The organism is Actinoplanes sp. NPDC024001 (assembly GCF_040638955.1).
Taxonomy (GTDB): Bacteria; Actinomycetota; Actinomycetes; order Mycobacteriales; family Micromonosporaceae; genus Actinoplanes.
On the sequence record NZ_JBEZZB010000004.1, the window covers coordinates 57,794 to 84,598 of the forward strand.

Here is a 26,805-nt window from a genome sequence, read left to right on the forward strand (position 1 = left end):
GGTTCCCGCTGGCCGCAGCCGTGCGGGAGTGCCCGCGGCCGGCTGGCAGGATGCTGCTGTGCGTGCCGTGATTCTTGATGCCGTCCGTTCCCGGCCCCAGGTGCGGGAGGTCGCCGAACCCACCGCGCCGCCCGGCGGTGTGGTGGTGCGGGTGATGGCGACCGGGCTGTGCCGCAGCGACTGGCACGCCTGGGCGGGCCATGATCCGGACGTCGTGTTCCCGCACGTGCCCGGCCACGAGCTGGCGGGTGTCGTGGCCGAGACGGGGGAGGGGGTCAGCCGCTGGCGGGCCGGCGACCGGGTGACGGTGCCGTTCGTCTGCGGCTGCGGCCGGTGCGACTGGTGCCGGTCCGGCCAGGCCCAGGTCTGCCCCGACCAGCAGCAACCCGGCTTCACCCACTGGGGGTCGTTCGCCGAGCGGGTCGCCCTGCACGCCGCGGACACCAATCTGATCGCGGTCCCCGACGAGGTCGGCTTCGCGGCTGCCGCCAGTCTCGGCTGCCGGTTCGCCACGGCGTACCGGGCTCTGGTGGGCCGTGCGGGGCTCGCCGAAGGCGAGTGGGTGACCGTCGTCGGCGCCGGCGGCGTCGGGCTGAGCGCGGTGATGATCGCCCGGGCCCTGGGCGCGCGGGTGATCGCCGTGGACCGCAACCAGCAGGCGCTCGCCGCCGCGTCCGCGCTGGGCGCCACGCACACCCTGAGTGCCGGCGCTGACGTTCCGGCCGTTGTCGCGGACCTCACCGGCGGCGGCAGCCACGTCTCCGTCGACGCGGTCGGCAGCGAGCAGACCTGCGCCGATGCGATCCTCAGCCTGCGCCGGCGCGGCCGCCACGTCCAGGTCGGGCTGCTGCCGCCGGTGGACGGCCACCCGCGGGTGCCGATGGCGCGGGTGATCGGCTGGGAGATCGACGTGCTGGGCAGCCACGGGATGGCGGCGGCCGACTATCCGGCCATGATGGCGCTCATCGAGCGGGGCGCGCTGCGGCCTGAGCGACTGATCGAGCGCACCGTCGGGCTCGAGGCCGCGGCCGGGCTGCTGCCCGGCTTCGACCGGGCGACCGTCGCCGGCATGACCATGATCGACCCGACCCGGTAGAGATTTTTAAACGAGACGATACGTCTCGTCTTGACAATGCTCCGGGTGGGCGTCATGCTCGTTCCATAACGAGACGAGCCGTCTCGTCTCGTCTGAGAGGAGCCGCACATGCCCGCTGCCCAACTGGCCCTCCACGAAGTCACCAAGCGTTACGGCACGCAGGTCGTCCTGGACCGGGTGTCGCTCGCCGTCAAGCCCGGCGAACGGCTCGGCGTGATCGGCGACAACGGTTCCGGCAAGTCCACCCTGCTCAGACTCATGGCGAAGGCGGAGCGCCCGGACAACGGCGACCTCGTCGTCGTCGCGCCCGGCGGCGTCGGCTACCTGCCGCAATCGCTCGCGCTGCCGGCCGGCGCCACCGTCGCCGACGCCGTCGATCTGGCGCTGGCCGACCTGCGCGGGCTGGAGGCCCGGCTGCGAGCGGCCGAACGCTCGCTCGGCTCGACCGGCCCGGACCTGGCGGCCTACGCCGCCCTGACCGCGGAGTTCGAGGCACGCGGCGGCTACGAGGCCGACACCCGCGTCGAGACCGCCCTGCACGGACTGGGGCTGCCCGGGCTCGACCGCGGCCGCCGGCTGGGCACCCTGTCCGGCGGCGAGCGGTCCCGGCTGGCGCTGGCCGCGACGCTCGCCGCCGCACCGGAACTGCTGCTGCTCGACGAACCCACCAACGACCTCGACGACCAGGCCATCACCTGGCTCGAGGAGCGCCTGCGCGCCCATCGCGGCACGCTGGTCGCGATCACCCATGACCGGATGTTCCTGGAGCGGGTCACCACCGCCGTCACCGAGGTGGCCGACGGGCGGGTGCGCCGCTACGGCGACGGGTACGGCGGCTACCTGGTCGCCAAGGCCGCCGAACGCGCCGCTCAGGCGCAGGCCCACGAGCAGTGGAAGGCGGAGGTGGACCGGCATGCCGCACTGGTGACGGCCAACGCGGACCGGCTCGCCGCCATCCCCCGCAAGACCGACAAGGCGGGCATGGGCACCGGCGCGTGGCGGGCCCGGTCGCGTACCCACGGGGCCGCCGGCCGGCTGCGGCAGTCGCAGCAGCGGCTGCGCTGGCTCACCGACCATCCGGCGCCGCCCCCGCCGGAGCCGCTGCGCTTCACCGCCGCCGTGGCGACCGCGCAGGCGGCGGCCGGCGACGAGGTGGCCGCGCTCGACCGCGTGACGGTCACCGGTCGGCTCCACCTGGAGTCCCTGACCGTTCGCGCCGGGGAGCGCCTGCTGGTCACCGGCCCGAACGGGGCGGGCAAGACCACCCTGATGCGGGTGCTCGCGGGGGAGCTGCGCCCGGACGAGGGCGAGGTGCGCAGGTTCGGCCGGATCGGGTACTTCCGGCAGGACGGGCGGTGCGGCACGGCCGACCAGTCCGTGCTGGACGCCTACACGCACGGGCGTCCCGGGACCCGGGAGGAGCACGCGGAGGCGCTGCTCGCGCTGGGCCTGTTCCGCCCGGCCGACCTGGCGCTGCGGGTCGGCGACCTGTCGTACGGGCAGCGGCGCCGGATCGAGCTGGCCCGGCTGGTGAGCGAGCCGGTGGACCTGCTGCTGCTCGACGAGCCGACCAACCACCTGTCACCGATGCTGGTCGAGCAGCTGGAGCAGGCGCTGGCCGGCTACCCGGGAGCGCTGGTCGTGGTGACCCACGACCGGCGCCTGCGGGCCGGGTTCACCGGGGCCCATCTCGAGATGGCGGCACCCGGCCGTGATCAGGCGGGCGGGACCGTGGCGTCGGTTTGCAGCCAGCGGTGAATGCAGTGCAGCAGGTCGTCGGCGTCCACCGGCTTGGTCACATAGTCGGTGGCGCCGGAGGCCAGGCTCTTCTCCCGGTCGCCGTGCATGGCCTTCGCGGTGACCGTGATGATCGGCAGCTGGGCGTACTTCGGCATGGCCCGGATGGCGGCGGTCGCCGCGTAACCGTCCATCTCCGGCATCATCACGTCCATCAGGATCAGATCGACGTCGTCGTGCTGGGCCAGGACGTCGATGCCCTTGCGGCCGTTCTCCGCGTAGATCACTTCCAGGCTGTGCAGTTCGAGGATGTTGGTGAGGGCGAAGACGTTGCGCACGTCGTCGTCGACCACCAGCACCTTGCGCCCGGCCAGCCGGTCGGAGGACGCGGTGCGGTCGTTCACCGTGCCGGCGTCGATCGTCGGCGGCAGGACCGGGGTGCCGGCGTCCGCCGACAGGTGCAGGACGACGCGTTCGCGCATCTCGTCCAGGCTGGACAGCATCTCCAGCGGCCGGGTCTGGGCCAGCACCTGCAGCAGGGTGTCGTGGTTCGGCGACAGGCGGTGCGCGCAGTGTGCCAGCACCGGGAGGTGGCGCAGGTTCGCCTGATCGTGCAGGGCCTTGAGGAAGACCGAGCCGTTGTCGGCGGGCATCGACAGATCCAGCACCACGGCGCGGAACGGCCGGGCGAGCAGCTCGGCGATCGCCGCGTCCGGGTCTACCGCGGTGGTCACCCGTACGAGACCGTGGGTTTCCGCGACAGCGGCTGCGGCCCGGCGGGCGATCATGGTGAGCAGCCCGTGCGGGTCGCTCTCCACCACCAGCAGCCGGCGGGTGACCTCGGTGCCCGCGACCAGCATCTCGGCCGGCTCGCCGGCCGTCGGTTTCGGGTGGTTCGGCGGCGCCTCGGCCGGCAGGTAGAGGGTGAACGTGCTGCCCTGGCCGAGGCCGCTCTGCGCCCGGATCTCGCCACCGAGCAGGTAGGCGATCTCCCGGCTGATCGACAGGCCCAGGCCGGTGCCGCCGTAACGCCGGCTGGTGGTGCCGTCGGCCTGCTGGAACGCGTCGAAGATCGCGGAGAGCTGCTGTTCGGCGATCCCGATGCCGGTGTCGGTCACCCGGAACGCGATGACCGTCTCGTGCCCGGCCAGCGCCTCGGTCAGCTCCTCCGGGCGGGCCCGCTCGATGCTCAGCCGCACCCGGCCGGACTCGGTGAACTTGACCGCGTTGGAGAGCAGGTTGCGCAGCACCTGGCGCAGCCGCTGCTCGTCGGTGAGCAGACCGGTGGGCACGTCGTCGGCGGTGAACACCTCGAAGGCCAGGCCGCGTGAGGTGGTCAGCGGGCGGAACGTGGCCTCCACGTACTCCACCAGGTTGCGCAGCTCGAACGCCTCCGGCGCGATGTCCATCTTGCCGGCCTCGACCTTGGACAGGTCGAGGATGTCGTTGATCAGCTGAAGCAGGTCGGCGCCGGCGGAGTGGATGACGGTCGCGTACTCGACCTGCTTGGCGGTGAGGTTGCGGGCCGGGTTCTGGGCCAGCAGCTGGGCCAGGATCAGCAGCGAGTTCAGCGGGGTGCGCAGCTCGTGGCTCATGTTCGCCAGGAACTCGGACTTGTACTTCGAGGCCAGGGCCAGCTGCTGGGCGCGCGCCTCCAGCTCCTGGCGGGCCTGCTCGATCTCGGAGTTCTTCGTCTCGATGTCGCGGTTCTGCCGGGCCAGCAGGGACGCCTTGTCCTCCAGCTCCGCGTTGGAGCGTTGCAGCTCCTCGGAGCGGGCCTGCAACTCCTCCGAACGGGCCTGCAGCTCGGCGGCGAGGCGCTGCGACTCGGTGAGCAGCACATCGGTACGCGCGTTGGCCACCATCGTGTTGACGTTGACCCCGATCGTCTCCATCAGCTGGTTCAGGAAGTCGCGGTGCACGTCGGTGAAGGGAGCCATGCTGGCCAGCTCGATGACGCCGAGCACCTGGTCCTCCACCACGATCGGCAGGACCACCAGCTGCAGCGGGGCGGCTGAGCCGAGGCTGGAGCGCACGGTGACGTACTCCGGCGGCACCGCGTCGACGACGATGCCGCGCTTGGCCACCGCGACCTGCCCGACCAGCGACTCGCCGAGCGTGAACCGCCGGCCGGCGCCGTGGTGGCCGTAACTGCCGACCGCCCGCAGCTGGGTGTCCCCGCCGGAGTCGTCCATCAGCAGGAACGTGCCCAGCTGGGCGTTGACCAGCGGGGTCAGCTCGTTCATCACCAGGCCGGCGACCACCTCGAGGTCGCGGTGGCCCTGCATCAGCGAGGAGATGCGCGCCAGGTTCGTCTTGAGCCAGTCCTGCTCCTGGTTGGCGCGGGTGGTCTCGCGCAGCGACTCCACCATGAAGTTGATGTTGTCCTTGAGTTCGGCGACCTCGCCGGAGGCGTCGACGTTGATCGAGCGGGTCAGGTCGCCGGTGGCCACCGCGCTGGTCACCTCGGCGATGGCCCGGACCTGACGGGTGAGGTTGCCGGCGAGTTCGTTGACGTTCTCGGTGAGCCGCTTCCACGTACCGGAGACGCCCTCGACCTCGGCCTGGCCGCCGAGGCGGCCTTCGCTGCCGACCTCGCGGGCCACCCGGGTCACCTCGGCGGCGAAGCTGGAGAGCTGGTCGACCATGGTGTTGATGGTGGTCTTGAGCTCCAGGATCTCGCCGCGGGCGTCGACGTCGATCTTCTTGGTCAGGTCGCCCTGCGCGACGGCGGTGGTCACCTGGGCGATGTTGCGGACCTGGCCGGTGAGGTTGTTGGCCATCGAGTTGACGTTGTCGGTCAGGTCCTTCCAGGTCCCGGCGACGTTGGGGACCCGGGCCTGCCCGCCCAGGCGGCCCTCGGTGCCGACCTCGCGGGCCACCCGGGTGACCTCGTCGGCGAACGCGGACAGCGTGTCCACCATGGTGTTGATGGTCTGGGCCAGGACGGCGACCTCGCCCTTGGTCTCGACGGTGATCTTGCGGCCCAGGTCGCCCTGCGCCACCGCGGTGGCGACCAGGGCGATCGAGCGCACCTGGCTGGTCAGGTTGGAGGCCATCACGTTGACGTTGTCGGTCAGGTCCTTCCAGGTGCCGCCCACGTTGAGCACCCGGGCCTGCCCGCCCAGGCGGCCCTCGGTGCCGACCTCGCGCGCCACCCGGGTGACCTCATCGGCGAACGCGGAGAGCTGGTCGACCATCGTGTTGATGGTGTCCTTCAGCTCGAGGATCTCGCCGCGCGCGTCGACCCGGATCTTCTGGGTCAGGTCGCCCTGGGCGACCGCGGTCGTCACCTCCGCGATGCTGCGCACCTGCGCGGTCAGGTTGTCGCCCATCACGTTGACCGACTCGGTCAGGTCCTTCCAGGTGCCGGAGACGCCCTTCACGTCGGCCTGCCCGCCGAGGCGGCCCTCGGTGCCGACCTCGCGGGCCACCCGGGTGACCTCGTCGGCGAACGACGACAGCTGGTCCACCATCGTGTTGATGGTGTTCTTGAGTTCCAGGATCTCGCCGCGGGCGGTGACCGTGATCTTCTGGGACAGGTCGCCGCGGGCCACCGCCGTGGCCACCTGGGCGATCGAGCGCACCTGGTTGGTCAGGTTGCCGGCCATCGAGTTCACCGAGTCGGTGAGGTCGCGCCAGGTGCCGGCCACCCCGCTGACCTGGGCCTGCCCGCCGAGCCGGCCGTCCGTGCCGACCTCGCGGGCCACCCGGGTGACCTCGTCGGCGAACGACGACAGCTGGTCCACCATGGTGTTCACGGTGCTCTTGAGTTCCAGGATCTCGCCGCGCGCGTCCACGGTGATCTTCTGGGACAGGTCGCCGCGGGCCACCGCCGTGGTGACCTGGGCGATGTTGCGGACCTGGTTGGTCAGGTTGCCGGCCATGAAGTTCACCGAGTCGGTGAGGTCGCGCCAGGTGCCGGCCACCCCGGGCACCTCGGCCTGCCCGCCGAGCCGGCCCTCGCTGCCGACCTCGCGGGCCACCCGGGTGACCTCGTCGGCGAACGACGACAGCTGGTCGACCATCGTGTTGATGGTGTTCTTGAGTTCCAGGATCTCGCCGCGCACGTCCACGGTGATCTTCTGGGACAGGTCGCCGGTGGCGACCGCGGTGGCCACCTGGGCGATGTCGCGGACCTGGTCGGTCAGGTTGCCGGCCATCGCGTTCACCGAGTCGGTCAGGTCCTTCCAGGTGCCGGAGACGCCCGGCACCTCGGCCTGCCCGCCGAGCTGGCCCTCGGTGCCCACCTCGCGGGCCACCCGGGTCACCTCGGAGGTGAACAGGGACAGCTGGTCCACCATGCCGTTGAAGACCGTCGCGATCTCGCCCAGCAGGCCGTCACCGCTCTCCGGCAGCCGGGTACGGAAGTCACCGTCACGCACCGCGGTCAGGCCGCCCAAGAGCTGCCGCAGGTCGCCGTCGGCCACCGCCCGGGAAGCTCGGCTCGACTGCCTCGGCTTGCCCACCACGCTCTGCACCATCGAAAGCCCGTCCCTAGCCGGCGGCCACACGCTGGTGGCGGGAAACAACTCTCGACAGTGAGTAGCGCAGACCGCGCCGGGCGGCAATCGCACAGCCGCGCGACCCACCCCCGTCCGGCGGCCGCGCTGTGCTGGGCGAACCCGCTGGTCGCCGCGGCAAACGAGGCAGGTCCGCGGCAGGCCGTGCGTGCCGGCGGCCGCCGTCGTAGTCGAGACTCCCGGGGTAAGCCTCTTCGCGTGCCGCCGGGGCCGGGGCGGGGGATGCCGGGTCCACCGATCATCCATCTACCCTTCGTTCCCATGTCGACGAAACCGCTCCGTGTCCTGGTCCTGACCTGCAGCACCCGCCCGGGCGCTCTCGGCCCCGTCGTGGCGCGGTGGCTGCTCGACGCGATCACCCCACGAGCCGCGGAGCTCGGCGCCGAGCTGGTGCCGGTGGCCCTGGCCGACCTCGACCTGCCGCTGCTCGACGAGGAGGAGCACCCGTCCGCGGGCGTCTACCAGCACGAGCACACCCGCCGGTGGAGCGCCGTCGTCGACGCGGCGGACGGATTCATCGCGGTGACCCCGGAGTACAACTACGGGATGCCGGCGACGCTGAAGAACGCCCTGGACTATCTGGGCAGCGAGTGGGCGTGGAAGCCGATCGGTTTCGTCAGCTACGGCCACACCGCGGCCGGCACCCGTTCCGTCCAGCACGCCAAGCAGGTGGTGTCGACGCTGTGCCTGGTCCCGCTGGGCGCCACCGTCGCGATGCGGATCGGTGACACGGTGCGGGACGGCCGGTTGTGCCCGGACGCCGCCCGTGACCAGCAGGGTGTCGCCCTGCTCGACGAACTGGTCCGGCTCGCGCGCTCGCTGCGGCCGATGCGGGAGAGCGGCCGTCCCGGGGCGATGGCCGGCCCGCTGCCGGGAAGCTACGTTCGGCGGCTGACCCCGGACGACGCGGCGCAGGTGACCGTGCTGCAGCGGTGCAGCTGGGTGGAGGAGGCGCTGCGCAACGACACCATGGCCATCCCGGCGCTGCACGAGTCGGTCGAGGAGGTGGCGGAGTGGCTGGCGAGCTGGCACACGCTCGGCCTCTGGCTCGACGGCCGGCTGCTGGGCATGGTGCGGACCCAGGACGACGGCCCGGACTGCCACCTGGGCCGGCTGGCCGTCGTACCCGATCTGCGGGGTCATGGCCTGGGCCGATGGCTGCTGCGCGCCGCCGAGGCGACCGCGGGCCGGCAGGCCCGCCGGATGGTGCTGTTCACCGGCGCGAAGAGCCTGGGCAACATCGACCTCTACCGCAGCGAGGGATATCAGGCGGCTTCCGCCGCCGGCCCGGAGGGCACGGTCACCTTCGCCAAGGACCTTTCCGGTACGCGCTGAGCGGGGCGTCCTACCGCTGCCCGGGCACCGTCCCGAGAGCGGCCGCCGCGTCGTCGCGGTAGGTGCGCTGTCCACCCAGGACGATCAGGCTGCCGATCACCAGGGGCGCCAGCACCACCGTGTAGGCCCAGCGCAGCGACCCGGTGGCGTCCGAGGCCAGGCCGATCAGCCACGGCCCGAGGGCGCCACCGAGGGTGACCAGCATCTGCAGCACCGCGAAGCCCAGCCCGCGGCGGTGCGCGGCGACCACGTCGGCGTTGGCGGCGGTGAGGTTGGCGATGGCCCCGGCGAAGCCGACGTTGGCGAGGGTGAAGCAGATCGCCTGCGGCGCCAGGACCGGCACGCTGACCGCGCCGGCCAGGAAGACCGTGCCGAACAGCAGCGACCAGCCGCCGATGGCGACCCGGTGCTGGTGCAGGCGGTCGCCGAGCCAGCTGCCGGCCAGGATGCCGGCGACGATGCCGACCAGCCCGGCGCCGCCGCCGATGGCCGCCGCGGACGCCTCGGGCAGGTCGAACTCGCGGGCGTAGAACGACGGCATCCAGAAGAACAGGCCGCCGAGCCCGAAGAAGAGGATGCTCAGGCCGATGATCACCGAGCGCAGGGTGCGGATCCGCAGCAGCGTCACCAGCTGCGCCCGCATCGGCGCGGGCGGCTCGGGTGCCGGCTGCTCCACCGCGGAGGAGTCGGTGTACCAGCGGGAGAGCTGGTCGCCGAGGCCACGGACCGGTTCGCGGACCGTCAGCACGAGCACCGCGATGATGATGCCGGGCACGGCGACCAGGAAGAATCCGGTACGCCAGCCGACGGTCTGGGCGAGCGCGCCGCCGGCGATCACCCCGATCGGCAGGCCGGCGAAGTAGGCCATCCGCTCGTACCCGTAGGCGCGGGCCCGGCCGGGTCCCGGGTAGAGGTCACCGAGCAGGCTGGAGGACGGCGGGTTGTAGAGCTGACCGGCCGCGCCGAGCAGCACCCGCACCGCGAAGAGCGTCGCGTAGGTGCCGGCCAGTCCGGTGCCGACGGTGAGCAGCGCCCAGATCGCGACGATCGCCGCGATGGTCCAGGTGCGCTTGCCGGTGTCGGCGAGTTTGCCGGCCGGCAGCAGCAGCACGATCGCGGCGAGCGCGCCGGCGGTGGCGATCGCGCCGCCCGCGCTGTCGCTGAAACCGAACTCCTCCTGGATCGTCGGCAGGGCGCCGGCCAACAGGTTGTACTCGATCCGGTCGATGGCGGCGACGAGCGCCACGCAGATCGCCGGCCACCAGCCGAACGGGGCGGCCGCACCGCGCCGGACGGCGACCGGAGGTTGCCCTGGATAGGCCGTCACCTGTCTGACCTGCGCGGACTGGATCATGCCGGAACCCTACCTTCGGGAAACGGTGTTTCGCTAGAGGACACGTGCCGGGGCATTGATGGGTGACTTGATGGCGCGTTAAGGTGGCACACCCTGTTCCAACACAGAGGGTCGTGTTTGATGCGTATGCGTCGCGCCTTCTTTGCGGCAGGCCTCGGGGCAGCCGTGTTCCTGCTCGGTGCCCTGCCCGGGGAGGGACATCGGGCAGCCGGCGAGCCGGCCCACGTGCACGACCACCACGACGCCGACCACCTCGCGCAGGACCTCGTCGGCACACCGATGCGGGTCATCGAGCAGCGGACCAGGGAAAACGCGAACCGGATCCAGCGGGAGACCGGCGAGCGCCCCGGCCTCGCGGAGCCGATGGCGGCCGTGGCCCCCGACCCCGGGCAGTCCGGCCAGTGGAGCCGGGTCACCCCCACCGAGGTCGTCCCGGTCTTCGAGGCGGTGCTGCCGAACGGGAAGGTGCTGATCTGGGACTCCGTCGGCGACAACCCGGCCGAGTCCTACCCGGACCACAGTTTCACCCGCGCGATGGTGTGGAATCCGGCCGACGACACGTTCCGCCGCGTCGACCTGCAGGGCACCAACCTCTTCTGCGCCGGCTTCGCACACCTGCCGAACGGCAACATCCTGATCGCCGGCGGCAACGCGAACGCCCAGCTCGCCGGCACGGTCCGGACCTATGTCTTCGACTGGCGGGCGGAGACCTGGAGCCGGGGCAACGACATGGCCGCCGCCCGCTGGTACCCGTCGGTCGCGACGATGGCGAACGGCGAGGAGGCCATCGTCGGCGGCGGCCCGTCGACGGCCGAGGTGTATCAGACCAACGGCGCGGTCCGGCCGCTCACCGGGTTCACCAGCTACATGGCGCGGCTCTACCCGTTCATGGGGTCGCGGCCCGACACGCAGCTGGGACTGTTCGGGCCCTACGTCACCCAGAACATCGCGGTCACCTCGGGGGTCGGCGCGCTCACCGGGGTCGGCCGGCGCGACGACATCTTCCGGGACTACGGCGGCTTCGCCACGTACGACATCGGCAAGTCGATCGTGGTCGGCGGCGGCCGGATCACCGAGAACGGGGTGGCGAACGTGCCCACCCGCAGCGCCGTGATCGTGAACAGCAACGCCGGGCTCGTCCCGGCGGTCACACCGACCGGGCCGATGACGGCCGGGCGCCGCCAGCACAACGTGACCGTGCTCCCCGACGGCACGGTGCTGGTCACCGGCGGGATGACCAGTGCCGAGTTCAGCCTGGTCGACCTGGGCAACGCCGCGACCGCGGCCGAGGTCTGGAATCCGGCGACCGGCCAGTGGACGGTGCTGTCCAGCGCGAGCCGGGTCCGGCAGTACCACTCGACGGCCGCGCTGCTGCCGGACGGGCGGATCATGACCGGGGGCGGGGGGATCTGCCTGCCCTGTCAGCAGGCGGGATATCTGGAGAAGAACGTCGAGTACTTCAGCCCGCCGTACCTGTTCAAGAAGGACGGCAGCGGCGCACCGGCCGACCGGCCGGTCATCGCCACGGCGCCGGCCGGCATCGGCATCGGCGGCAGTTTCACCGTCTCGACGCCGCAGGCCGCCGGCATCCGCAAGGTCGGGCTGGTCGGGCTCGCCGACGTGACCCACGGGGTGGACCAGGGCCAGCGCTATGTGCCGCTGCGCTTCACCACGAGCGGCACGAACCTGACGGTCACCGGCCCGCCGAACGGGGGAGTGGCGCCGCCCGGCTACTACATGCTGTTCATCGTCGACGCGGCCGGCGTCCCGTCGGTGGCGAAGATGGTCCAGGTCGCCAAGGGACCGAACCCGCTGATGAGCCCGCTGCGCACCAACGCCGGCCTGTGCGTCGACGTGCCGCAGGCGACGACCGCGATCCGCACCTACCTGCATGCCTACACCTGCAACAACACCAAGGCGCAGGCGCTGACCCGGCTGCCGGACGACAACACGCTGCGGGTGCTCGGCAACTGCCTCGACGTGCCGCAGGCCAGTTACACACCCGGGCGCACCATCTGGGCCTACACCTGCAACGGCACACCCGCGCAGACCTGGCAGTTCCGGTCGGACGGCACGATCCGCCCGATCGCCGCCACCACCCTGTGCCTGGCGCCGGCCTCGACGGCCAGCAAGGCGGCGCTGCTCATCGCCACCTGCAACGGCAGCGCGATCCAGAAGTGGACCTGGTGACGGCGCTGCTCAGGCGGGTGGGCTGAAGCGGTCCACCAGCAGCGCCAACCGCCGCGCGTCAGGCGGGTATCCGACTCGCTGTCGGATGGCTGTCGGACGGTCCGGTCGCCACCGTGCCACGCTGCGACGATGAACTACGACACCGAGGCGGCCGCCAAGCCACTTGCCGACGCCAACCAGTTCGACATCACCGGACCGATCCGCATCAACTACTCGAGCACCAGCATCACCGGTGCGCCGCTGCTGTCCTACCGGGACGCCGAGGTCGAGCTCAACTTCCGCGGTGACGAGATCACCCGGCTCGGCACCGCGGTCGGCGAACTGGTCACCGTGACCGTCCAGGACGTGGTGGACGCGTTCCGCCGGACCATGACCCTGTTGGTGCCGGTCGTCCGGCTGTCGATGGGTGAGGAGGTGGAGTTCAGCACGGTCCTCGTGGAGACGGTCGACCGGTCCGGGGCCTTCACCGTTCCGCCCGGACCGGCCGGAGCCCTGCAGACCTACCAGATTCACCAGGTCCGCGGCAATGCGTCACACGTCGTCAGCTGATCAACGGTGCCGGTCAGGACCGGCCGGCACCGACCTTCTCCGGCACGCTGGCTGAGCCCTGCGGCGCCGGCGAGACCGGGTAACCCTTCCGTGAACCGGTGCGGACGTGCGTGACGTAAACGGTCAGCCCGACGAAGGTCAGGCCGCCGACCAGGTTGCCGATCACCGTCGGGATCTCGTTCCAGACCAGATAATCCATGATCGAGAAGTCGCCGCCGAGCATCAGGCCGGACGGGAACAGGTACATGTTCACGACCGAGTGCTCGAAGCCCATGTAGAAGAAGACCAGGATGGGCATCCACATGGCGAGCACCTTGCCGGTGACGCTGTTCGACATCATCGCGCCGACCACCCCGGTGGAGACCATCCAGTTGCAGAGCACGCCGCGGATGAAGAGGGTGAGCATGCCGGCGGCGCCGTGGTCGGCGTAACCGACGGTGCGGCCCTCGCCGATGTTGCCGATCGCCTGGCCGACCTCGTTCGGGTCGACGGTGAAGGCGAACGTGAAGATGATCGCCATCATCAGGGCCACGGTGAGCGCCCCGGCGAAGTTGCCGACGAAGACGAGGCCCCAGTTGCGCAGCACGGAACGCAGCCGTACGCCCGGGCGCTTGTCGATCAGCGCCAGCGGGGCCAGGGTGAACACGCCGGTCAGCAGGTCGAAGCCGAGCAGGTAGAGCATGCAGAAGCCGACCGGGAAGAGGATCGCGCCGATGATCGGCTCACCGGTCTGCACGCTGACCGTGACCGCGAACGCCGCGGCCAGCGAGAGGATGGCGCCGGCCATGTAGGCGCGGATCAACGTGTCGCGGGTGGACATGAAGACCTTCGCCTCACCGGCGTCGATCATCTTGATGGCCAAGTCCCTTGGCGGTACGTACATGCGCCGTTCCTCCACACTGGTCGGAAAGGGCGGGTCGCCCGGGTTCGTAGTGTGAGAACCGTCGATTTCCGGCGTGTTGCGGCGCATCGATGCTCCCGTCACGTTGCGCTCACCGCGGCGTCACGGGCTGATGGGGAACTGCGTAACGTCGGCGTAACACCGCGCCGGTCAGCGCGGTGAATGCGTCAGCCGCTGCCAGACCCAGCTCGACGGGACGCGCCGGCCGTGGAGGACGTACTGGCTCACCGAGTTGATGGTCAGCGTCTCCAGCAGCGCCCGCTTGTCCCACGGCTGGCCGGCGAACAGGATCTGATCACCGGGCCGGAGCGCGACGTCGTCATCGGGCCCCAGCGTCGCCTGCCCGTCCCGCAGGATCAGCAGCGGCACGATGTCGAGGCGCTGGTCCCGGTCGTCGGGATGGCGCAGCAGGTCGCGCATCGTCGCCGGGCCGTCCCGCAGCCAGCGGGTGAGCGCCGGCGCGTCCTCAGCGTCCAGCGTGGTGCGCCACAGCGCCTGCAGGCGGTTGCCGCAGTGCAGGTGCAGGCGTTCGATCATGTCGGCGGCCCACCGGTCGCCGAGGTCCGGCATCTCCCGCAGGAACCGCCACAGCAGCGGGGTGCTCAACTGCGCGTAGATCTCGTGCGCGACCACCTCGGCCGGCACCAGCAGCGAGTCGATCTCCATGGCGGCGAACAGCGGCGCCGTCTCCGGCCGGTTCTGCCGGGACGCGACGAACAGCTCCGGATTGATGCGCCGGGCGGCGGCCACCAGCGACAGGTTCGTGGTGTCGTTGTCGGTGCCCGCCACGAAACCGACCGCGTTCACCAGGTCGGCGCGGGCCATCACGCCCGGCTCCGACCCGTCGCCGACGACGACCCACGGCTCCGGCTCGGGACCCGCCACGATGTCGATCACCGTGACGGAGAGACCCTCGGCGCGCAGGTCCGCGGTGAGTTCCCGCCCGAAGCGGCCGTAGCCGCACAACACCCAGCGGCCGGCCCGCGGCGGCCGGCCCCGCCGCGGCAGGCGCGCGCCCGGCCCGCTCTCCAGCCACACCATCAACTGGTACGACGCCGGCGCGCGCAGGGCGATCCGCAGGTGATCGCCGTACCGGTCGAACGCGTTCACCACGGTGGGGGAGCCGAACGCGGCCATCCGGTACTCGATCGCCGGCGACACCGTCCGGGCGATCACCGGCAGGTCCGGGCGGATCAGCGCGGCCGTCATCGTGACCGCCAGGTTCACCTCGTCGTCGTCGGTGAGCGCCAGCACCCCCTCGCAGTAGGGGTGGCCCAGCCCGGCATGGTCCAGCGTCCGCGGGTTGCGGGCGTCCCCGGCCAGTCCCGGCACGTCGGCGCGGTAGGCGTCGATGTCCAGCGCGTCGACCCGTTCCGCGCTGGTGTCCACCACCACGATCCGCCGGCCCAGGATGTCCAGCGAACGGCCCAGCAGCCGACCGGTCTGCCCGTACCCGGCGATCAGCAGGAACGGCTCACGGATGCGCGCCACCGTACGCGTGAACCGCCGCAAGGCGAGTGCCTGCCGGAATGCGCGGTCCTGCAGCAGCGTCAGCAGGGACCCGATCGCGTAAGCCCACCCGATCACGGTGAGGTAGATGCTCGCGATCACCCAGAGACGCTGGGCGCCGGTGAACTCGTGCGGGATCTCGCCGTACCCGATGGTCGTCGCCGTGTAGCTCATGAAGTAGAACGCGTCGAAGAAGCCCATCCGCGCCGGCTGGCCGGCGTCGTCCCGCCCGGGGATCAGGGTGAGGCCCAGCACGCTGATCGCGAAGATCGCGATCAGCACGATCAACGGGGCCCGCATGCGGCGCAGGATCAGGAACACGGTGGGCGGGCCCTGCACGGCCGCGGCGATCCGCGTCCACCGGCGTGCCTTGCGGGGCCGGGCCTCGTCCTGGCCGAACATCGTCGCCTCAGCGCCGCTGGAAGGAGACGGTCTCGACGACCAGCAGGACCACCGAGACGATGTTGGCCAGCAGGGCGCCGCCGGACAGCGACACGACGCTGGCCATCGCCTCGCCGTCCAGGCCGTTCGAGGAGATCTGCGTCGCCCACGTCCAGGCCAGCGTCGCCGCGATCAGCTGCAGGTCGGCCACCAGGCTGGTGGCCAGGTGCACCGCGCCGATCTGGGTGCGGTCGCCGAACTTCAGCACGGTGGCGATCAGGTTCACCACCACGGCGGCGAACAACTCGTACTCGTTGTGCAGCGTCGGGTCGTCGATGTCGCCGATGAAGAAGCCGAAGTTCAGGGTCGCCGCCAGCAGGACGAAGAACCCGAAGATCACCTTTTCCAGACTCATGAACACTCCCGGGAGTCGGACGACTCACGCTAACGCCCCGGTAGCCGCGCTGCACGCCTGGCGCACTGCCGCGAGGATGGGGACATGTATCTGATCCGGGAGCGCTTCTTCGACATCGGCAACGACTTCGACATCACGGACGAGAACGGTCAGAAGCTCCTCCGCGTCGACGGGAAGGTGCTGACCCTGCGGAATCGGCTCGTCATCCGTGACCTCGACGGCCAGGAACTCGCCCAGGTCCACCGGCACCTGGTGGCGCTGCGCCCGACGTACGAGATCAGCATCGGCGGCCAGAAGGCAGCTGAGCTGCGCAAGAAGCTGTTCACCCCGTTCCGGGAGAAGTTCACCGTCGACGTCCCGGGGCCGGGCGACCTCGAGGTCACGGGCAACTTGCTGGACCACGAGTTCACCATCGAACGCGAGGGCGCCGAGGTCGCCTCGGTGTCCAAGCGCTGGTTCAGCATCCGCGACACCTACGGCGTGCGGATCGCCGAGGGCGAGGACCACCTGCTGATCCTGGCGTCGGTGCTGGCCCTGGACGTGGCGATGTCCCGGGACGCATGATCGGCTACCGTGGCGCCTTGATCCTTCCGCCGGACCAAGGGAACGACCACGTTGACGCCAATCGTGCTGATCTCACCCGCGATGGGCATCGGCTCGCGGTACTACCGGCCGCTCGTCGAGGCGTTCGAGGCACGCGGCTGGGCGGCCCGCGCCCTGCCACGCCGCGGTTTTGAACCCGGCTCGCCCGCGGCGTCGCGCCGGCATGACTGGTCCTACCGCGACGAGATCGCCGACATCGCCTCGGCGGTGGCCGCGGCGCGCGCCGGGACGCCTGGCCGCCCGGTGATCCTGCTCGGTCACAGCCTGGGCGGCCAGCTGGCCGCCGGCCACCAGATCAACCAGCTCCCGGCCGACGGGATGGTCACGGTCGGCACGTGCCTGCCCTATCACCGGGACTATCCGTACGGCGGCCCGCACCTGGTCGTGATGGGCTGGGTGATCGTGCCCGTGCTGACCGCGCTCTTCGGCCACCTGCCCAAGCCGGCTTTCGGCGGTCCCGGCGCCCGCACCCTGATGCGTGAGTGGGCCCGGATGGCCGTGACCGGCCGCACCCCGTTCCCGGTCGCGGCGCCGGTCGGCACGCCCGCGCTGGTGGTCGCCCTGGAGGGCGACCGCCTGGCGCCGCCGCCGGCGGTCTCCCGCTTCAGCGACCGCCTGTTCGCGCCCGAGTCGGTGACGACGTGGCTCTATCGCCACGAGGACGTCCCGGAGGGCGCGAGCAACGATCACATCTACTGGGTGCGCAACCCCGAGCCGGTGGTCGACCGCGTCCTCACCTGGTGGGCCGCGACGACGCCGGCCGGGGAGGCACCCGGTGAGTCGCTGTCCCACCCGCCCACCACGGGATGAGCCGGGGCGTAATGACTCATCCGTGAGCCGGAGGCGGTTCGGGCGACTGCCAGATTCGCTCGAATTCGCCGGCCACCTCGGGCCGGCCCCAGATCACCCGAAATCCGTCCTCCACGGTTGCGATCTGCTCGGTCAGGGGCCCGGAGACGACGAATTCATGCGGGATGACCCGACCGGCCGCGTCTTTCCGGCCCTGGGGGTCCGGGAAGCGCAGCGCTACCCGCGCGCCGGCACGGTGGCAGATCTCCGGGTCATCCCCGGCTCCGGAGAAGGCGGCGTCGTATTCCGGGAGCGGATCCTCGAATCCCCCTTTCAGGAGAAACCGGAAACCCCAGGTCCGCCCACGAGTGGCCCAGATGAGACTCATCGCAGGCTCCGGAAAAGGATGCGCTCTTCTTCAGCCTTGTCCAGGTCCATCCGGAAACCGGTCAACGTGGCGGTCAGGTACTCATGCTTGACCAGCGCCTCGGCGTTCATCTCCTTGAGTTTGTCCCCGGCGACCCTGACCGCCTCGTTCACGAGATCCGGGCCGAAGCGACTCATCAGCTGACCGAGCGGGCCGGGCAGCGAGATCCCTTTGCGCCCGATCAGCCCGGCGGCCAGGCCTCCGGCGCCGGCGAGCAGACTTGCGAGCACTTTCCCAGGGACTTGCTGCATCTGCGTCCACCGGACGTGCCGTTCGAAGGGAAGCATGGCGGCCAGCGGCAGGACCAGATCCAGCCCGACCCGCTCGGTCAGCTCGATCCGGCCCGCTCGAACTTCGCCGACGACAAGAGGACGAAATCCTCACCCACCGACAGCGCGTCGCTGCCCTCCACCAGTCCGGCGAGGACCTTTCGCAGTTCCTCCATCTCGTCGCTGGCCTTCTCGACGAGCAGCTCGCGGAACGCGAACACGTCCATGCCCGGGAGCAGATCGGCCTTCGACAGCGCCAGCATCCAGATCCGCGGGAACTCGACGAGCGGCTTGCCGTCCTCCAGCAGGTCGTCCTTGAGTAACAGCAGCGAGTTGCGGAGATTGGTCAGCAGCGACTTCAGGTATCGCTCCTCCTCGCCGGCGTTGTCCAGCAGCCGTTGACCGTCGACCAGCAGGAGAGCGACGTCGGAGCTCAGCAGAGACTTGAACGTGTCGACCCGGCGCTGGGCCTCCTCAGTCCCGCTCACGCCCTGCTCGAACCATTCCCCCGGATAGTCGTGCCAGACGAGGCGCACGGCGTCGAACGGCCTGGCCTTCATCGTCGCGGCGTTGGGGTCGTCGCGCAGTTTGACCGAGAAGGAGTAGGACGTGGCGGAGAATCGGTTGGTTTGGGGCACCTGCGCCGAATTTCTCATGCCCAGATAGTTCCGGTGCAACCGATTCCCTTGGCCGATATCGTCCGCCAGGATGTGGAACAGATTCCGCTTGAGGTATTCCGGCTCCTGGGTGGCCCCGTAGAAAGAGGAGAGCAGAACGGTCTTACCGCTGCCGCTCTCCCCGAACACGGCAATGTGCTGTTCCAGGACTTTGCTCAGTTGCATCGTCGGATCTTACGCAAGCCGGTAACCCGCGAACGTGCGCGTCCCACCCTGAGAAGCCCTGGGAATGGGCGAGGAATCGTAGTGGAAGGCGGTCTAAAACCGCTTGCGTGTCGATGTGACCCCTGGGGCAGTCCTGGCTCAGTTGAGCGTGTCGCGCATCCGCTGCTCGGCCATCGCACTGCGGATCACCATCAGGCGCAGTTCGAGCTCGTCGGACACGGTCGCGGCCAGGTGCTGCAGTGCGGTCACCTGGTGTTCGCGCGCCTCGCGTGGCCGGCTGTCGATCACGTTGACGGTGCCCAGCCGGTAGCCGTCGTGGGCGCGGATCGGCGCGCCCGCGTAGAACCGCAGGCCCAGCTCACCGCGGACCAGCGGATGCGCGTGCGTCCGCGGGTCGGTGGCCGCGTTGGTGACCACGTAGACGCCGTCCTGCGCGATCGCCGACCCGCACAGGCCGGGTTCGGGGCCGACCTCGCGGACGCCGGGCAGCCCGTAGGTGGCGACCAGCCAGACGCGATGCTGCTCGACCAGCGACACCGTCGCGATCGGAGTGTCGAAGAGCGCGGCGGCGATGAACGCGATCCGTTCGTACGTGTCCTCGACCGGCTCGTCCACCAGCTGATAGCGGCGTACGGCCTGGAGCCGTGCCTGCTCCTCGGGGCCGGTGCTGTCCAGGTACTCATAGGTACCGCTGCACCTCATGGAAACCCTCCTCATTCAAATGATCACTCACAGTCACATTGAGCGTAGTGAGCATGGTGAGCCGGAATGTCGCACACCGTGTCCGGTCCGGCGGCCTCCCGGCTACGTGCCACGGTCCGGCCGCTTCGTCATGATCTGCCGGGATCGGAGGACTGTTCGCTGCATGAGAAGACCCGCAAGCATCATCACCATCCTGACCGTGACGGGCGCGGCCCTGCTCGCGTCCGCGACCGCCGCCGCTGCGCATCCCTCGACCGCCGATGGATCCCGGTGTGCGCCGGCGCGGCCCGGCACCGCCTTCTACGAGGGCGGCCGGATCGCCTCCACCCCGGTGACCGTGCCGGACTCCGCCTGCTCCACCATCTCCGTCTCGCACATCCGCGACGTTCGCAATCCGGCCGACAAATGCCAGACGTTCCTGATCGCGTACCTGGGCGCCGACGGTGAGGCCACCTACAGCGAGCCGGTGCAGGCCTGTTCCGTACGGCCGCGTCAGCGCACGGTGCTGGCCACCGATGTGCCCGACGGGACCGAGTTCCGAGTGCTGTACCAGGTCGACTACATCGACCCCGCACCGCAGCGGGTTCGCTTCACGGTCTGGCGCTGACCGCAACCATCGGCGCGGCGCCGTCCGCTGCACACCAGCTTGCCTCGGGCACTACAGCCAGCTGTAGGAGATTCCCGGTTGCTCGGGGTAGCGGATCCGCCGCGCCTACGGCCTAGCGTCGAACGGCATGGAACTGCTGTCACCGACCACCGACCATGCCGGGCAGACGCTCACCGCAGTGCGACTGGATGCGGTTTCGAAGGAGTACGGATCGGTCCGTGCGCTCGACGCGGTGACGACCGGGTTCGCGCGCGGGTCCTTCACCGCCGTGATGGGGCCGTCCGGGTCCGGCAAGAGCACGTTCCTGCACTGCGCGGCGGGGCTGGACCGGCCGACGTCCGGGCGGGTCCTGCTCGGGGACACCGACCTGTCCGGCCTGTCGGAGACCGAGTTGACCGAGCTGCGGCGTGATCGGATCGGGTTCGTCTTCCAGGCGTACAACTTGCTCGGGGCGCTGAGTGTGGCCGACAACGTGACGCTGCCCGTCCGGCTTGCCGAGCGGCCGGTCGACGAGGAGTACCTGGCGCGTGTCCTGGCCGCGGTCGGGCTCGCCGAGCATCGCGACCGGCGGCCGAGTCAGCTCTCCGGCGGGCAGCAGCAGCGGGTGGCCATCGCCCGGGCCCTCGTCAACCAGCCCGACCTGGTCTGCGCCGACGAGCCGACCGGCGCGCTGGACAGCCGCAGTGGCCGGCAGGTTCTGGCGCTGCTGCGGCGGATCGTCGACGAGCTCGGGCAGACCGTCCTGATGGTGACGCACGATCCGGTCGCGGCGGCGTATGCGGACACCGTGCTCTTCCTCGCCGACGGACGGCTGGCCGGCGAGATGGTCCGCCCGTCCGCCGAGCAGATCGCCGAGCGGATGACGCACCTGGGGGAGCCGGCGTGATGTCGAGGCGCACGCTGGCGCTGGCCTGGAGCACGATCAGGGGACGCCGGGGCGGGTTCGTCGCCGCGTTCGTCGCGGTGCTGTTCGGCTCAGCGGTGATCACGGCCTGCGGCATCCTGCTGGAGAGCAGCGAACGAGCCGGTGTGCCGGCCGAGCGCTACCGGGCCGCCGATCTGGTGGTCGCCGCTCCGCAGGCGCTGCCGGTGGCCGACGACGTGGATCCGCGGTTCAGCGAGCGGGCCACCCTGCCGGTCGGCCGGGTCGGCGACATCGCGCGTGTGCCGGGCGTGCGGGCGGCGATCGCCGACGTCTCGGTGCCGGTCAGCGTCCTGACGGGGGAGGGAGCCCCGGCGCTCGGGCACGGCTGGCAGTCGGCGGCGCTCGCCCCGTTCACCATGACCGCCGGCCGGGCTCCGGCCGGGCCGGAGGAGGTCGCGCTGGATGCCGCGCTGGCCGAGCGCGCCGGCGTCACCGTCGGTGGATCGGTTCGGCTCGCGGTCGGCTCCCACGCCTCGACCTACCGGGTGAGCGGCATCGCCGGCCTGCCCGGCGGAGAAACCGGCCGGCAGTCTGCGCTGTTCTTCACCGACGACCGGGCCCGGGAACTGACCGGCCGACCAGACCGGGTGGACACGATCGGCGTGCTGGCCGCGCCCGGTGCCGGCGGCGCACAGCTGGCGGATGCGATCGAGGCGGCCGTTCCCGGGGTGGTCGTCCACACCGGCGGCGACCGCAGCGAGGCGGAATTTCTCGACATCGGCAGCACACGGTCGTTCGTCAGCGAGCTGGCGCTGGCGTTCGGCGGCAGCATGGTCCTGATCATCATGATCGTTGTGGCGAGCACGCTCGCCCTGTCGGTGCGGCAGCGGCTGCGCGAAGTGGCACTGCTGCGAGCCATCGGCGCCACCCCGAAACAGGTGCTCGGCCTGATCGCCGCCGAGACGACGGTGGTGGGCACGCTCGGGGCGGTGCTGGGGGCGATCCCGGGCATCGGGCTGAGCATCCTCCTCCGTGAGGCGTTCGTGCTGGTCGGCGCCGTACCCGGGGATTTCGCACTGACGATCGGGCCGCTGCCCGTCCTGGTGGCGATCGTGCTGTGCCTGGTCGCCGCTCGCTCGGGCGGCTGGATAGCCGCGCGGCGTGCGGCCAAGCTCAAGCCGGTGGACGCGCTCGGCGAGGCCGCCGTGGAACCGCCCGAGCTCGGAGGGGTGCGGTTGACCGTCGGCGTGCTGCTGATCCCGGCCGGTCTCGCCGCCGCGATCTGGCTGCCGCTGGAGCTTCCCGGCGAAGGGGCCGCGGAAAGCGCCGCCTTCTCGGCGTTCCTGCTGGTCTTCGCCATCGCGCTGCTGGGGCCGCGGCTGCTCGGCGGTGCGGTCACACTGCTCGGGCCGTGGCTCAACCGCCGGGCGGGCGCCAGCGGGTTCCTCGCAACGGCGAACGCGCACGCCAACTCGCGGCGGCTCGCCGCCGCGACCACCCCGCTGATCATGGGCATCACCCTCGCCGCCGGCCAGCTGTTCAGTGGTACGACGGCGAGCGCGGCCGCGCGGGATCAGGCGGTCGACGGGCTGCGTGCGGACTATGTCGTCACGTCCACATCGGCCGGACTGTCGCCCGAGATCGCTGAGGTGCTGCGGGGTGTGCCCGGTGTCTCGGCGGTCACCCCGGTGGTGCGCACCCGGGCACTGGCGACGTTCGGCTCGGGGGACGACCGGCAGTTCCGGCCCTATGCGGTGCAGGGCGTCAGCGGCGAGCGGCTCGCCGAAACGATGGACCCCGACGTGCTCGACGGCGACGTGGCGCGGCTGCGGGGCGACACGGTGGCGGTGAGCCGGATCGCGGCCGGCACCCTCGGCGTGGGGCTCGGTGACACCGTCGATCTGTATCTGGGTGACGGCACGCCGATCCGGCCCACGGTGGTGGCGGTCTACGAGCGGGGACTCGGCCTCGGCGACGTCACCCTGCCGCACGACCTGGTCCTGGAGCACACGACCAACCGGCTGGACTTCGCGATGCTGGTCGCGGCGGCTGATGGGGCGGCGGATGAGCTGCGCTCCGCCGTCGAGCCTTTTCCGACGGTTCGGGTCGACGACCGTGAGGCGTTCGCCGCCGCACAGCGGGAAGCCGCCGCCGGTGAGTCGGCGGTCGGTTACCTCCTCAACGCGGTTCTGCTCGGCTATCTGGCGATTGCCGTCGTGAACACGCTGGTGATGGCCACCGCGGCACGCATCCGCGAGTTCGCCCTGCTGCAACTGGTCGGCGCCACCCGGCGGCAGGTGCGCGCGATGATGCGCAGCGAGACACGGATCATCGTGGTTGCGGCCGTCCTCATCGGCACGCTGGCCGCGATTCCGGCGCTGATCGGTACGAGTCTCGGGCTGACCCGGACGGTGTTGCCTTCCGTCCCACCGCTGGCCTACTTGGGCATCGTCGGTGTCGCCGCGCTGCTCGGCTGGTCCGGCATCATGATCGCGACTCGGCTCGCCATGCGGCCCCAGCCCGTCGACGCGATCGGCGTACGCGAGTGACGGGTTGCGGCTCGCTGACGCGCTCGGCGGGCTCGGGTGGCGGGTTGCGGCCCGCTGACTCGCCGTCGGGCTCGGGCGGCGGGCTGCGGCTCGTTTACTTCCTAGTCGGGCTCGGGTGGCGGTCAGGCTCGCAGGTAGGCGAGGACGGCGAGCACCCGGCGGTGACCGCTGTCGGTGGCTGCCAGGCCCAGCTTGGCGAAGATGTTGCTGATGTGTTTGTGCACCGCGTTGTCGGTGATGAACAGCCGGGCCGCGATCGTGGCGTTGTCGTGTCCCTGCGCCATCAATGCCAGCAACTCCCGCTCCCGGCGGGTCAGCGTGGCGAGCGGGTCGCTGCGGCGGTTCAGCAGTTGGGCGACCACCTCCGGATCCAGCGCGGTGCCGCCGGCGGCAACCCGTCGCAGGGCGTCGACGAACTCGTCGACCCGGCTCACCCGGTCCTTGAGCAGATAGCCCACCCCGGTCGGGGCGCTGGCGAGCAGCTCCGAGGCGTACTCGTGCTCGACGTACTGGGACAGCACCAGCACGGGCAGACCGGGATGGTCGCGGCGGGCGCGCAGCGCGGCACGGATGCCCTCGTCGCGGAACGACGGCGGCAGGCGTACGTCCACAATCGTCACGTCCGGGCGGTGCTCGCCGACCGCGGCGAGGAAGGCGTCCGCGTCGGTGGCGGTCGCCACGACCTCGAAACCGCGGCGGGCCAGCAGCAGCTCCAGGCCGGAGGAGAGCAGCACGTTGTCCTCGGCGATGACTACCCGCACGGCAACTCCACGGTGAGTGTGGTCGGCCCGCCCGGCGGGCTGGAAACGGTGACGACGCCGTCCAGAGCCTCCGCCCGGCGGCGGATCCCGGCCAGGCCACTGCCGGCCGCCTCGTCCGCACCGCCGGCGCCGTCGTCGCGGATCACGATCGAGAGCTGGTCGCCGTGCCGGTGAGCACGGACCACGGCCGCATCGGCCCGGCTGTGCTTGGTCACGTTGGTGAGCGCCTCAGCGGCCGCGAAATACGCCACCGCCTCCACCGCCGCCGGCACCTTCCCCAACTCGCCGACCTCCACGTCGGTGCGGATCCCGCTGCGGGCGGCCACCGTGCGGAGCGCGCCGGCCAGTCCACGGTCGGCCAGGATCGGCGGGTACATCGTACGGATCACGTCCCGCAACTCGGTCATTGCCTCCTCGGTGCTCTCGTGTGCCTCCCGCAGCAGCCGATCCACCAGCGCCGGGTCGTCCGGCAGCGCGTCCCGGGCCACCGCCAGCCGCATCGCGATCGCGACCAGCCGGGCCTGCGTGCCGTCGTGCAGGTCCCGTTCGATGCGGCGCAGTTCGGCGCTGTGCGCCTCCAGCACGTCCGCCCGGGTCCGGGTCAGCACCTCGACCCGGTCGGCGAGCCGCTCGGCCGGCGACGGGGCCAGCAGTGCCAGCGTGGCCCTGGCATACCCGTCGGCCAGCAGCGGCAACAGCAGGAACACCACCGCGGAGAGTACGACGATCTCCGCCGCACCGAGGGCCAGGGCAGTGCCCCAGTCCCGCACCGGCACGTCGAAGAAGAGCTTGGCCGGCTCGTCGGCCGGGAACGCCCACCACAGCGGGGTCACCACCATGGCGGTCAGCAGGTTGCCGACGGCCAGCACCGTGAGCAGCCCGGCGGCCAGCCCGGCCACCACGTGTGCCGGAAGCCAGACCCAGTACCAGCGGCGCAGCGGCTGGCCCGGCGGCACCGTGACGCCGCGGATCCGCCCGGCCCACCGGCGGTGCCGGCCTGCCCACGGCCGCCCGACGGCGGGCACGCACAACAGCGGCAGCCCCACCAGCGTCACCGCGGCGGTGCCCAGCGTGCCCAGCAGGTAACCCGTAGCCCGCACACCCCGTTTCAGCACGCTCCACTTGTACCTGGAACGGCACTCGATGCACGAACCACAGGCCTCCCAGTGTCGCTCGGCACCAGCAGGTACGGGCTGGCGTCCGGTTGTGCATCGAGGCACGTCGAACTGGGCGTTGGCGGGCGTGGTGACGGTCGACACCGGGAGGCTGTATGTGCTGCTCAGCGCCCTGTTGCGCCGACCGGTTCCACGACTGCCGCGCGGTTCTGCCGCCACACCCGGCCATCGCGGCGCTCAAGCGAATGAAGGCGGCACGTTCTACAGGTCGGCGGCGGATCTGCACGGGGAGAAAATCCGGGATGCGTACGACGGCGGACCGTTCTGACGGGGCCGTCGCAGTGATTCCGCATGAGACGATCGCTGGCGTGCCGGAGCTGGACAATCAACGCGGTTACTGGGACACCTCGGGCGCTGCGAAGACCTTCACCCATCCGATCGACTTCACCTGGCTGTCGGGGCTGGCCGCCTCGGCCCGGATCGTTGACTACGGCTGCGGCTATGGGCGGGTCACCGGGCTGGCGCGGCAGCAAGGATTCCGCGACGTGGAGGGCGTCGACACGTCGCCGAGCCTCATCGAACGCGCCCGGTGCAGTCATCCCGAACTCGGCTTCCGCGTGCTGCTCGACCCGCCGGCTTTGCCGTACCCGGACGGCAGCGTCGACGCGGTGCTTCTCATCGCCGTGCTCACCTGCGTCCCCAGCGATGCGGGACAGCAGCAACTCGTGGGTGAGCTCGCCCGTGTTCTCCGGCCGGGCGGTCTGCTGTATGTCAGCGATCTGCTGCTGCAGGCCGACCGGCGCAACGTGGCCCGATACGAACGGGACGCGGCGGCCTACGGCACCTACGGCGTCTTCGAGACCAGCGACGGCGCTGTCTGCCGGCACCACAGCGCCGAGTGGCTGCATGATCTCCTGCGCGACAGCTTCGCGATCGCCGCCACCCGCGAGATCGCCGTCCAAACGATGAACGCCAACCCGGCGAACGCCCTGCAGCTGCTCGCCAAAAGGAAAGCCGAGAACTGAAGCGGAGCGGGGAACCGGCGTGCCGATTTCCCCCTACGCTCGCGCTGCTCACCTCTAGAGCAGCTTCCACGCCAGGTCTGCTGTGACCAGCCGTGCGAGGCAGGAAGAGCCCACCCCGGAGCCCTCCAGTCAGCTGCCGCTCAGGGCTGTTTCCGAGGGAGTGCAGGGACTCTGGGTGTCAGCCGCACGGGGCGGCTGCTGTTGAGGGCTGTTTCGTGTGGGGTGAGGGGACTCTGGGTGTCAGCCGCACGGGGCGGCTGC

At 71.0% G+C, this 26,805-nt stretch carries 22 protein-coding genes; 11 read left to right on the forward strand and 11 right to left on the reverse strand.

Going from position 1 to position 26,805, the window contains the following annotated elements; translation table 11 throughout:
• The first annotated feature begins 58 nt into the window (after positions 1-58).
• Together AB0F81_RS03355 and AB0F81_RS03360 are read left to right on the forward strand one after the other, a co-directional pair.
• Entirely contained in the window at positions 59-1,096 is a 1,038-nt protein-coding gene (locus AB0F81_RS03355; protein ID WP_360190183.1) for an alcohol dehydrogenase catalytic domain-containing protein, read from the forward strand.
• A 108-nt stretch (positions 1,097-1,204) separates the two neighbouring features.
• On the forward strand, positions 1,205-2,854 hold the full coding sequence (locus tag AB0F81_RS03360) for a TlrC/CarA/OleB/SrmB family ABC-F type ribosomal protection protein (protein WP_360190186.1): 1,650 nt from the start codon (positions 1,205-1,207) through the stop codon (positions 2,852-2,854).
• On the opposite strand, the gene AB0F81_RS03365 is transcribed toward AB0F81_RS03360, so the two are convergent.
• Entirely contained in the window at positions 2,812-7,317 is a 4,506-nt protein-coding gene (locus AB0F81_RS03365; protein WP_360190189.1) for a HAMP domain-containing protein, read from the reverse strand. The two genes, AB0F81_RS03360 and AB0F81_RS03365, sit on opposite strands and share 43 nt — an antisense overlap.
• A 300-nt stretch (positions 7,318-7,617) precedes the next feature.
• On the opposite strand from AB0F81_RS03365, the gene AB0F81_RS03370 reads away from it, so the two are divergent.
• On the forward strand, positions 7,618-8,691 hold the full coding sequence (locus tag AB0F81_RS03370) for a bifunctional NAD(P)H-dependent oxidoreductase/GNAT family N-acetyltransferase (protein WP_360190192.1): 1,074 nt from the start codon (positions 7,618-7,620) through the stop codon (positions 8,689-8,691).
• 10 nt (positions 8,692-8,701) lie between these two features.
• Here the strand turns inward: AB0F81_RS03370 and AB0F81_RS03375 are convergent, their stop codons facing one another.
• Positions 8,702-10,045, reverse strand: coding sequence for an MFS transporter (locus tag AB0F81_RS03375; protein WP_360190195.1), 1,344 nt, complete (start codon positions 10,043-10,045; stop codon positions 8,702-8,704).
• Between the two features lie 120 nt (positions 10,046-10,165).
• Between AB0F81_RS03375 and AB0F81_RS03380 the strand changes: the two genes are divergently transcribed.
• Together AB0F81_RS03380 and AB0F81_RS03385 are read left to right on the forward strand one after the other, a co-directional pair.
• Complete coding sequence (locus tag AB0F81_RS03380; RefSeq protein WP_360190198.1) at positions 10,166-12,235, forward strand: galactose oxidase-like domain-containing protein; 2,070 nt, start codon at positions 10,166-10,168, stop codon at positions 12,233-12,235.
• Between the two features lie 129 nt (positions 12,236-12,364).
• Positions 12,365-12,784, forward strand: coding sequence for a hypothetical protein (locus AB0F81_RS03385; RefSeq protein WP_360190201.1), 420 nt, complete (start codon positions 12,365-12,367; stop codon positions 12,782-12,784).
• Positions 12,785-12,797: 13 nt separating this feature from the next.
• On the opposite strand, the gene AB0F81_RS03390 is transcribed toward AB0F81_RS03385, so the two are convergent.
• The 3 genes from AB0F81_RS03390 to AB0F81_RS03400 form a co-directional block, all read right to left on the reverse strand.
• Positions 12,798-13,646 (reverse strand): formate/nitrite transporter family protein, encoded by an 849-nt coding sequence (locus AB0F81_RS03390; protein ID WP_360190204.1) that lies wholly within the window; start codon positions 13,644-13,646, stop codon positions 12,798-12,800.
• A 189-nt stretch (positions 13,647-13,835) separates the two neighbouring features.
• Positions 13,836-15,596 (reverse strand): NAD-binding protein, encoded by a 1,761-nt coding sequence (locus AB0F81_RS03395; RefSeq protein WP_360190207.1) that lies wholly within the window; start codon positions 15,594-15,596, stop codon positions 13,836-13,838.
• Positions 15,597-15,603: 7 nt separating this feature from the next.
• A complete protein-coding gene (locus AB0F81_RS03400; protein WP_360190210.1) occupies positions 15,604-15,990 on the reverse strand; it encodes a DUF6394 family protein in 387 nt (128 codons plus the stop codon).
• 84 nt (positions 15,991-16,074) lie between these two features.
• Between AB0F81_RS03400 and AB0F81_RS03405 the strand changes: the two genes are divergently transcribed.
• Both AB0F81_RS03405 and AB0F81_RS03410 read left to right on the forward strand, forming a co-directional pair.
• A complete protein-coding gene (locus AB0F81_RS03405; protein WP_360190213.1) occupies positions 16,075-16,554 on the forward strand; it encodes an LURP-one-related family protein in 480 nt (159 codons plus the stop codon).
• A gap of 51 nt (positions 16,555-16,605) precedes the next feature.
• Positions 16,606-17,403 carry an alpha/beta fold hydrolase gene (locus AB0F81_RS03410; protein WP_360190216.1) on the forward strand — a complete coding sequence of 266 codons (798 nt, stop codon included), beginning with the start codon at positions 16,606-16,608 and terminating at the stop codon, positions 17,401-17,403.
• A 16-nt stretch (positions 17,404-17,419) separates the two neighbouring features.
• On the opposite strand, the gene AB0F81_RS03415 is transcribed toward AB0F81_RS03410, so the two are convergent.
• The 4 genes from AB0F81_RS03415 to AB0F81_RS03430 form a co-directional block, all read right to left on the reverse strand.
• The gene (locus AB0F81_RS03415; protein ID WP_360190219.1) at positions 17,420-17,770 is read right to left on the reverse strand and encodes a hypothetical protein; all 351 of its coding nucleotides are present in this window, start codon (positions 17,768-17,770) and stop codon (positions 17,420-17,422) included.
• Positions 17,767-18,096, reverse strand: coding sequence for a hypothetical protein (locus tag AB0F81_RS03420; protein ID WP_360190222.1), 330 nt, complete (start codon positions 18,094-18,096; stop codon positions 17,767-17,769). Before AB0F81_RS03420 ends, AB0F81_RS03415 begins: the two co-directional genes overlap by 4 nt.
• Before the next feature lie 41 nt (positions 18,097-18,137).
• Positions 18,138-18,920: a hypothetical protein gene (locus tag AB0F81_RS03425; RefSeq protein WP_360190225.1), complete on the reverse strand. Its 783-nt coding sequence runs from the start codon at positions 18,918-18,920 to the stop codon at positions 18,138-18,140.
• 138 nt (positions 18,921-19,058) lie between these two features.
• Positions 19,059-19,622 carry a GAF domain-containing protein gene (locus AB0F81_RS03430; RefSeq protein WP_360190228.1) on the reverse strand — a complete coding sequence of 188 codons (564 nt, stop codon included), beginning with the start codon at positions 19,620-19,622 and terminating at the stop codon, positions 19,059-19,061.
• 163 nt (positions 19,623-19,785) lie between these two features.
• Here AB0F81_RS03430 and AB0F81_RS03435 point away from each other — a divergent pair, with 163 nt between their 5' ends.
• The 3 genes from AB0F81_RS03435 to AB0F81_RS03445 all read left to right on the forward strand — a co-directional run bounded on the left by AB0F81_RS03435 (position 19,786) and on the right by AB0F81_RS03445 (position 23,643).
• Positions 19,786-20,229, forward strand: a complete 444-nt coding sequence (locus tag AB0F81_RS03435) for a hypothetical protein (RefSeq protein WP_360190231.1) — start codon at positions 19,786-19,788, stop codon at positions 20,227-20,229.
• Between the two features lie 127 nt (positions 20,230-20,356).
• Complete coding sequence (locus AB0F81_RS03440) at positions 20,357-21,115, forward strand: ABC transporter ATP-binding protein (protein WP_360190234.1); 759 nt, start codon at positions 20,357-20,359, stop codon at positions 21,113-21,115.
• Complete coding sequence (locus tag AB0F81_RS03445; RefSeq protein WP_360190237.1) at positions 21,115-23,643, forward strand: FtsX-like permease family protein; 2,529 nt, start codon at positions 21,115-21,117, stop codon at positions 23,641-23,643. The genes AB0F81_RS03440 and AB0F81_RS03445 overlap by 1 nt, the downstream gene beginning before the upstream one ends.
• 122 nt (positions 23,644-23,765) lie before the next feature.
• Here the strand turns inward: AB0F81_RS03445 and AB0F81_RS03450 are convergent, their stop codons facing one another.
• Both AB0F81_RS03450 and AB0F81_RS03455 read right to left on the reverse strand, forming a co-directional pair.
• Entirely contained in the window at positions 23,766-24,404 is a 639-nt protein-coding gene (locus AB0F81_RS03450) for a response regulator transcription factor (protein ID WP_360190240.1), read from the reverse strand.
• On the reverse strand, positions 24,395-25,519 hold the full coding sequence (locus AB0F81_RS03455; protein WP_360190243.1) for a histidine kinase: 1,125 nt from the start codon (positions 25,517-25,519) through the stop codon (positions 24,395-24,397). The genes AB0F81_RS03450 and AB0F81_RS03455 overlap by 10 nt, the downstream gene beginning before the upstream one ends.
• A 245-nt stretch (positions 25,520-25,764) precedes the next feature.
• Between AB0F81_RS03455 and AB0F81_RS03460 the strand changes: the two genes are divergently transcribed.
• Complete coding sequence (locus AB0F81_RS03460; protein ID WP_360190246.1) at positions 25,765-26,544, forward strand: class I SAM-dependent methyltransferase; 780 nt, start codon at positions 25,765-25,767, stop codon at positions 26,542-26,544.
• The last annotated feature ends 261 nt before the right edge of the window (positions 26,545-26,805 follow it).

Coding starts and splice junctions, on each gene's coding strand:
- AB0F81_RS03360 (WP_360190186.1), top strand. CDS start 1,205: ATGCCCGCTGCCCAACTGGCCCTCCACGAAGTCACCAAGCGTTACGGC.
- AB0F81_RS03365 (WP_360190189.1), bottom strand. CDS start 7,317: ATGGTGCAGAGCGTGGTGGGCAAGCCGAGGCAGTCGAGCCGAGCTTCC.
- AB0F81_RS03370 (WP_360190192.1), top strand. CDS start 7,618: ATGTCGACGAAACCGCTCCGTGTCCTGGTCCTGACCTGCAGCACCCGC.
- AB0F81_RS03375 (WP_360190195.1), bottom strand. CDS start 10,045: ATGATCCAGTCCGCGCAGGTCAGACAGGTGACGGCCTATCCAGGGCAA.
- AB0F81_RS03380 (WP_360190198.1), top strand. CDS start 10,166: ATGCGTATGCGTCGCGCCTTCTTTGCGGCAGGCCTCGGGGCAGCCGTG.
- AB0F81_RS03385 (WP_360190201.1), top strand. CDS start 12,365: ATGAACTACGACACCGAGGCGGCCGCCAAGCCACTTGCCGACGCCAAC.
- AB0F81_RS03395 (WP_360190207.1), bottom strand. CDS start 15,596: ATGTTCGGCCAGGACGAGGCCCGGCCCCGCAAGGCACGCCGGTGGACG.
- AB0F81_RS03400 (WP_360190210.1), bottom strand. CDS start 15,990: ATGAGTCTGGAAAAGGTGATCTTCGGGTTCTTCGTCCTGCTGGCGGCG.
- AB0F81_RS03405 (WP_360190213.1), top strand. CDS start 16,075: ATGTATCTGATCCGGGAGCGCTTCTTCGACATCGGCAACGACTTCGAC.
- AB0F81_RS03415 (WP_360190219.1), bottom strand. CDS start 17,770: ATGAGTCTCATCTGGGCCACTCGTGGGCGGACCTGGGGTTTCCGGTTT.
- AB0F81_RS03420 (WP_360190222.1), bottom strand. CDS start 18,096: ATGCTTCCCTTCGAACGGCACGTCCGGTGGACGCAGATGCAGCAAGTC.
- AB0F81_RS03425 (WP_360190225.1), bottom strand. CDS start 18,920: ATGCAACTGAGCAAAGTCCTGGAACAGCACATTGCCGTGTTCGGGGAG.
- AB0F81_RS03430 (WP_360190228.1), bottom strand. CDS start 19,622: ATGAGGTGCAGCGGTACCTATGAGTACCTGGACAGCACCGGCCCCGAG.
- AB0F81_RS03435 (WP_360190231.1), top strand. CDS start 19,786: ATGAGAAGACCCGCAAGCATCATCACCATCCTGACCGTGACGGGCGCG.
- AB0F81_RS03440 (WP_360190234.1), top strand. CDS start 20,357: ATGGAACTGCTGTCACCGACCACCGACCATGCCGGGCAGACGCTCACC.
- AB0F81_RS03445 (WP_360190237.1), top strand. CDS start 21,115: ATGTCGAGGCGCACGCTGGCGCTGGCCTGGAGCACGATCAGGGGACGC.
- AB0F81_RS03460 (WP_360190246.1), top strand. CDS start 25,765: ATGAAGGCGGCACGTTCTACAGGTCGGCGGCGGATCTGCACGGGGAGA.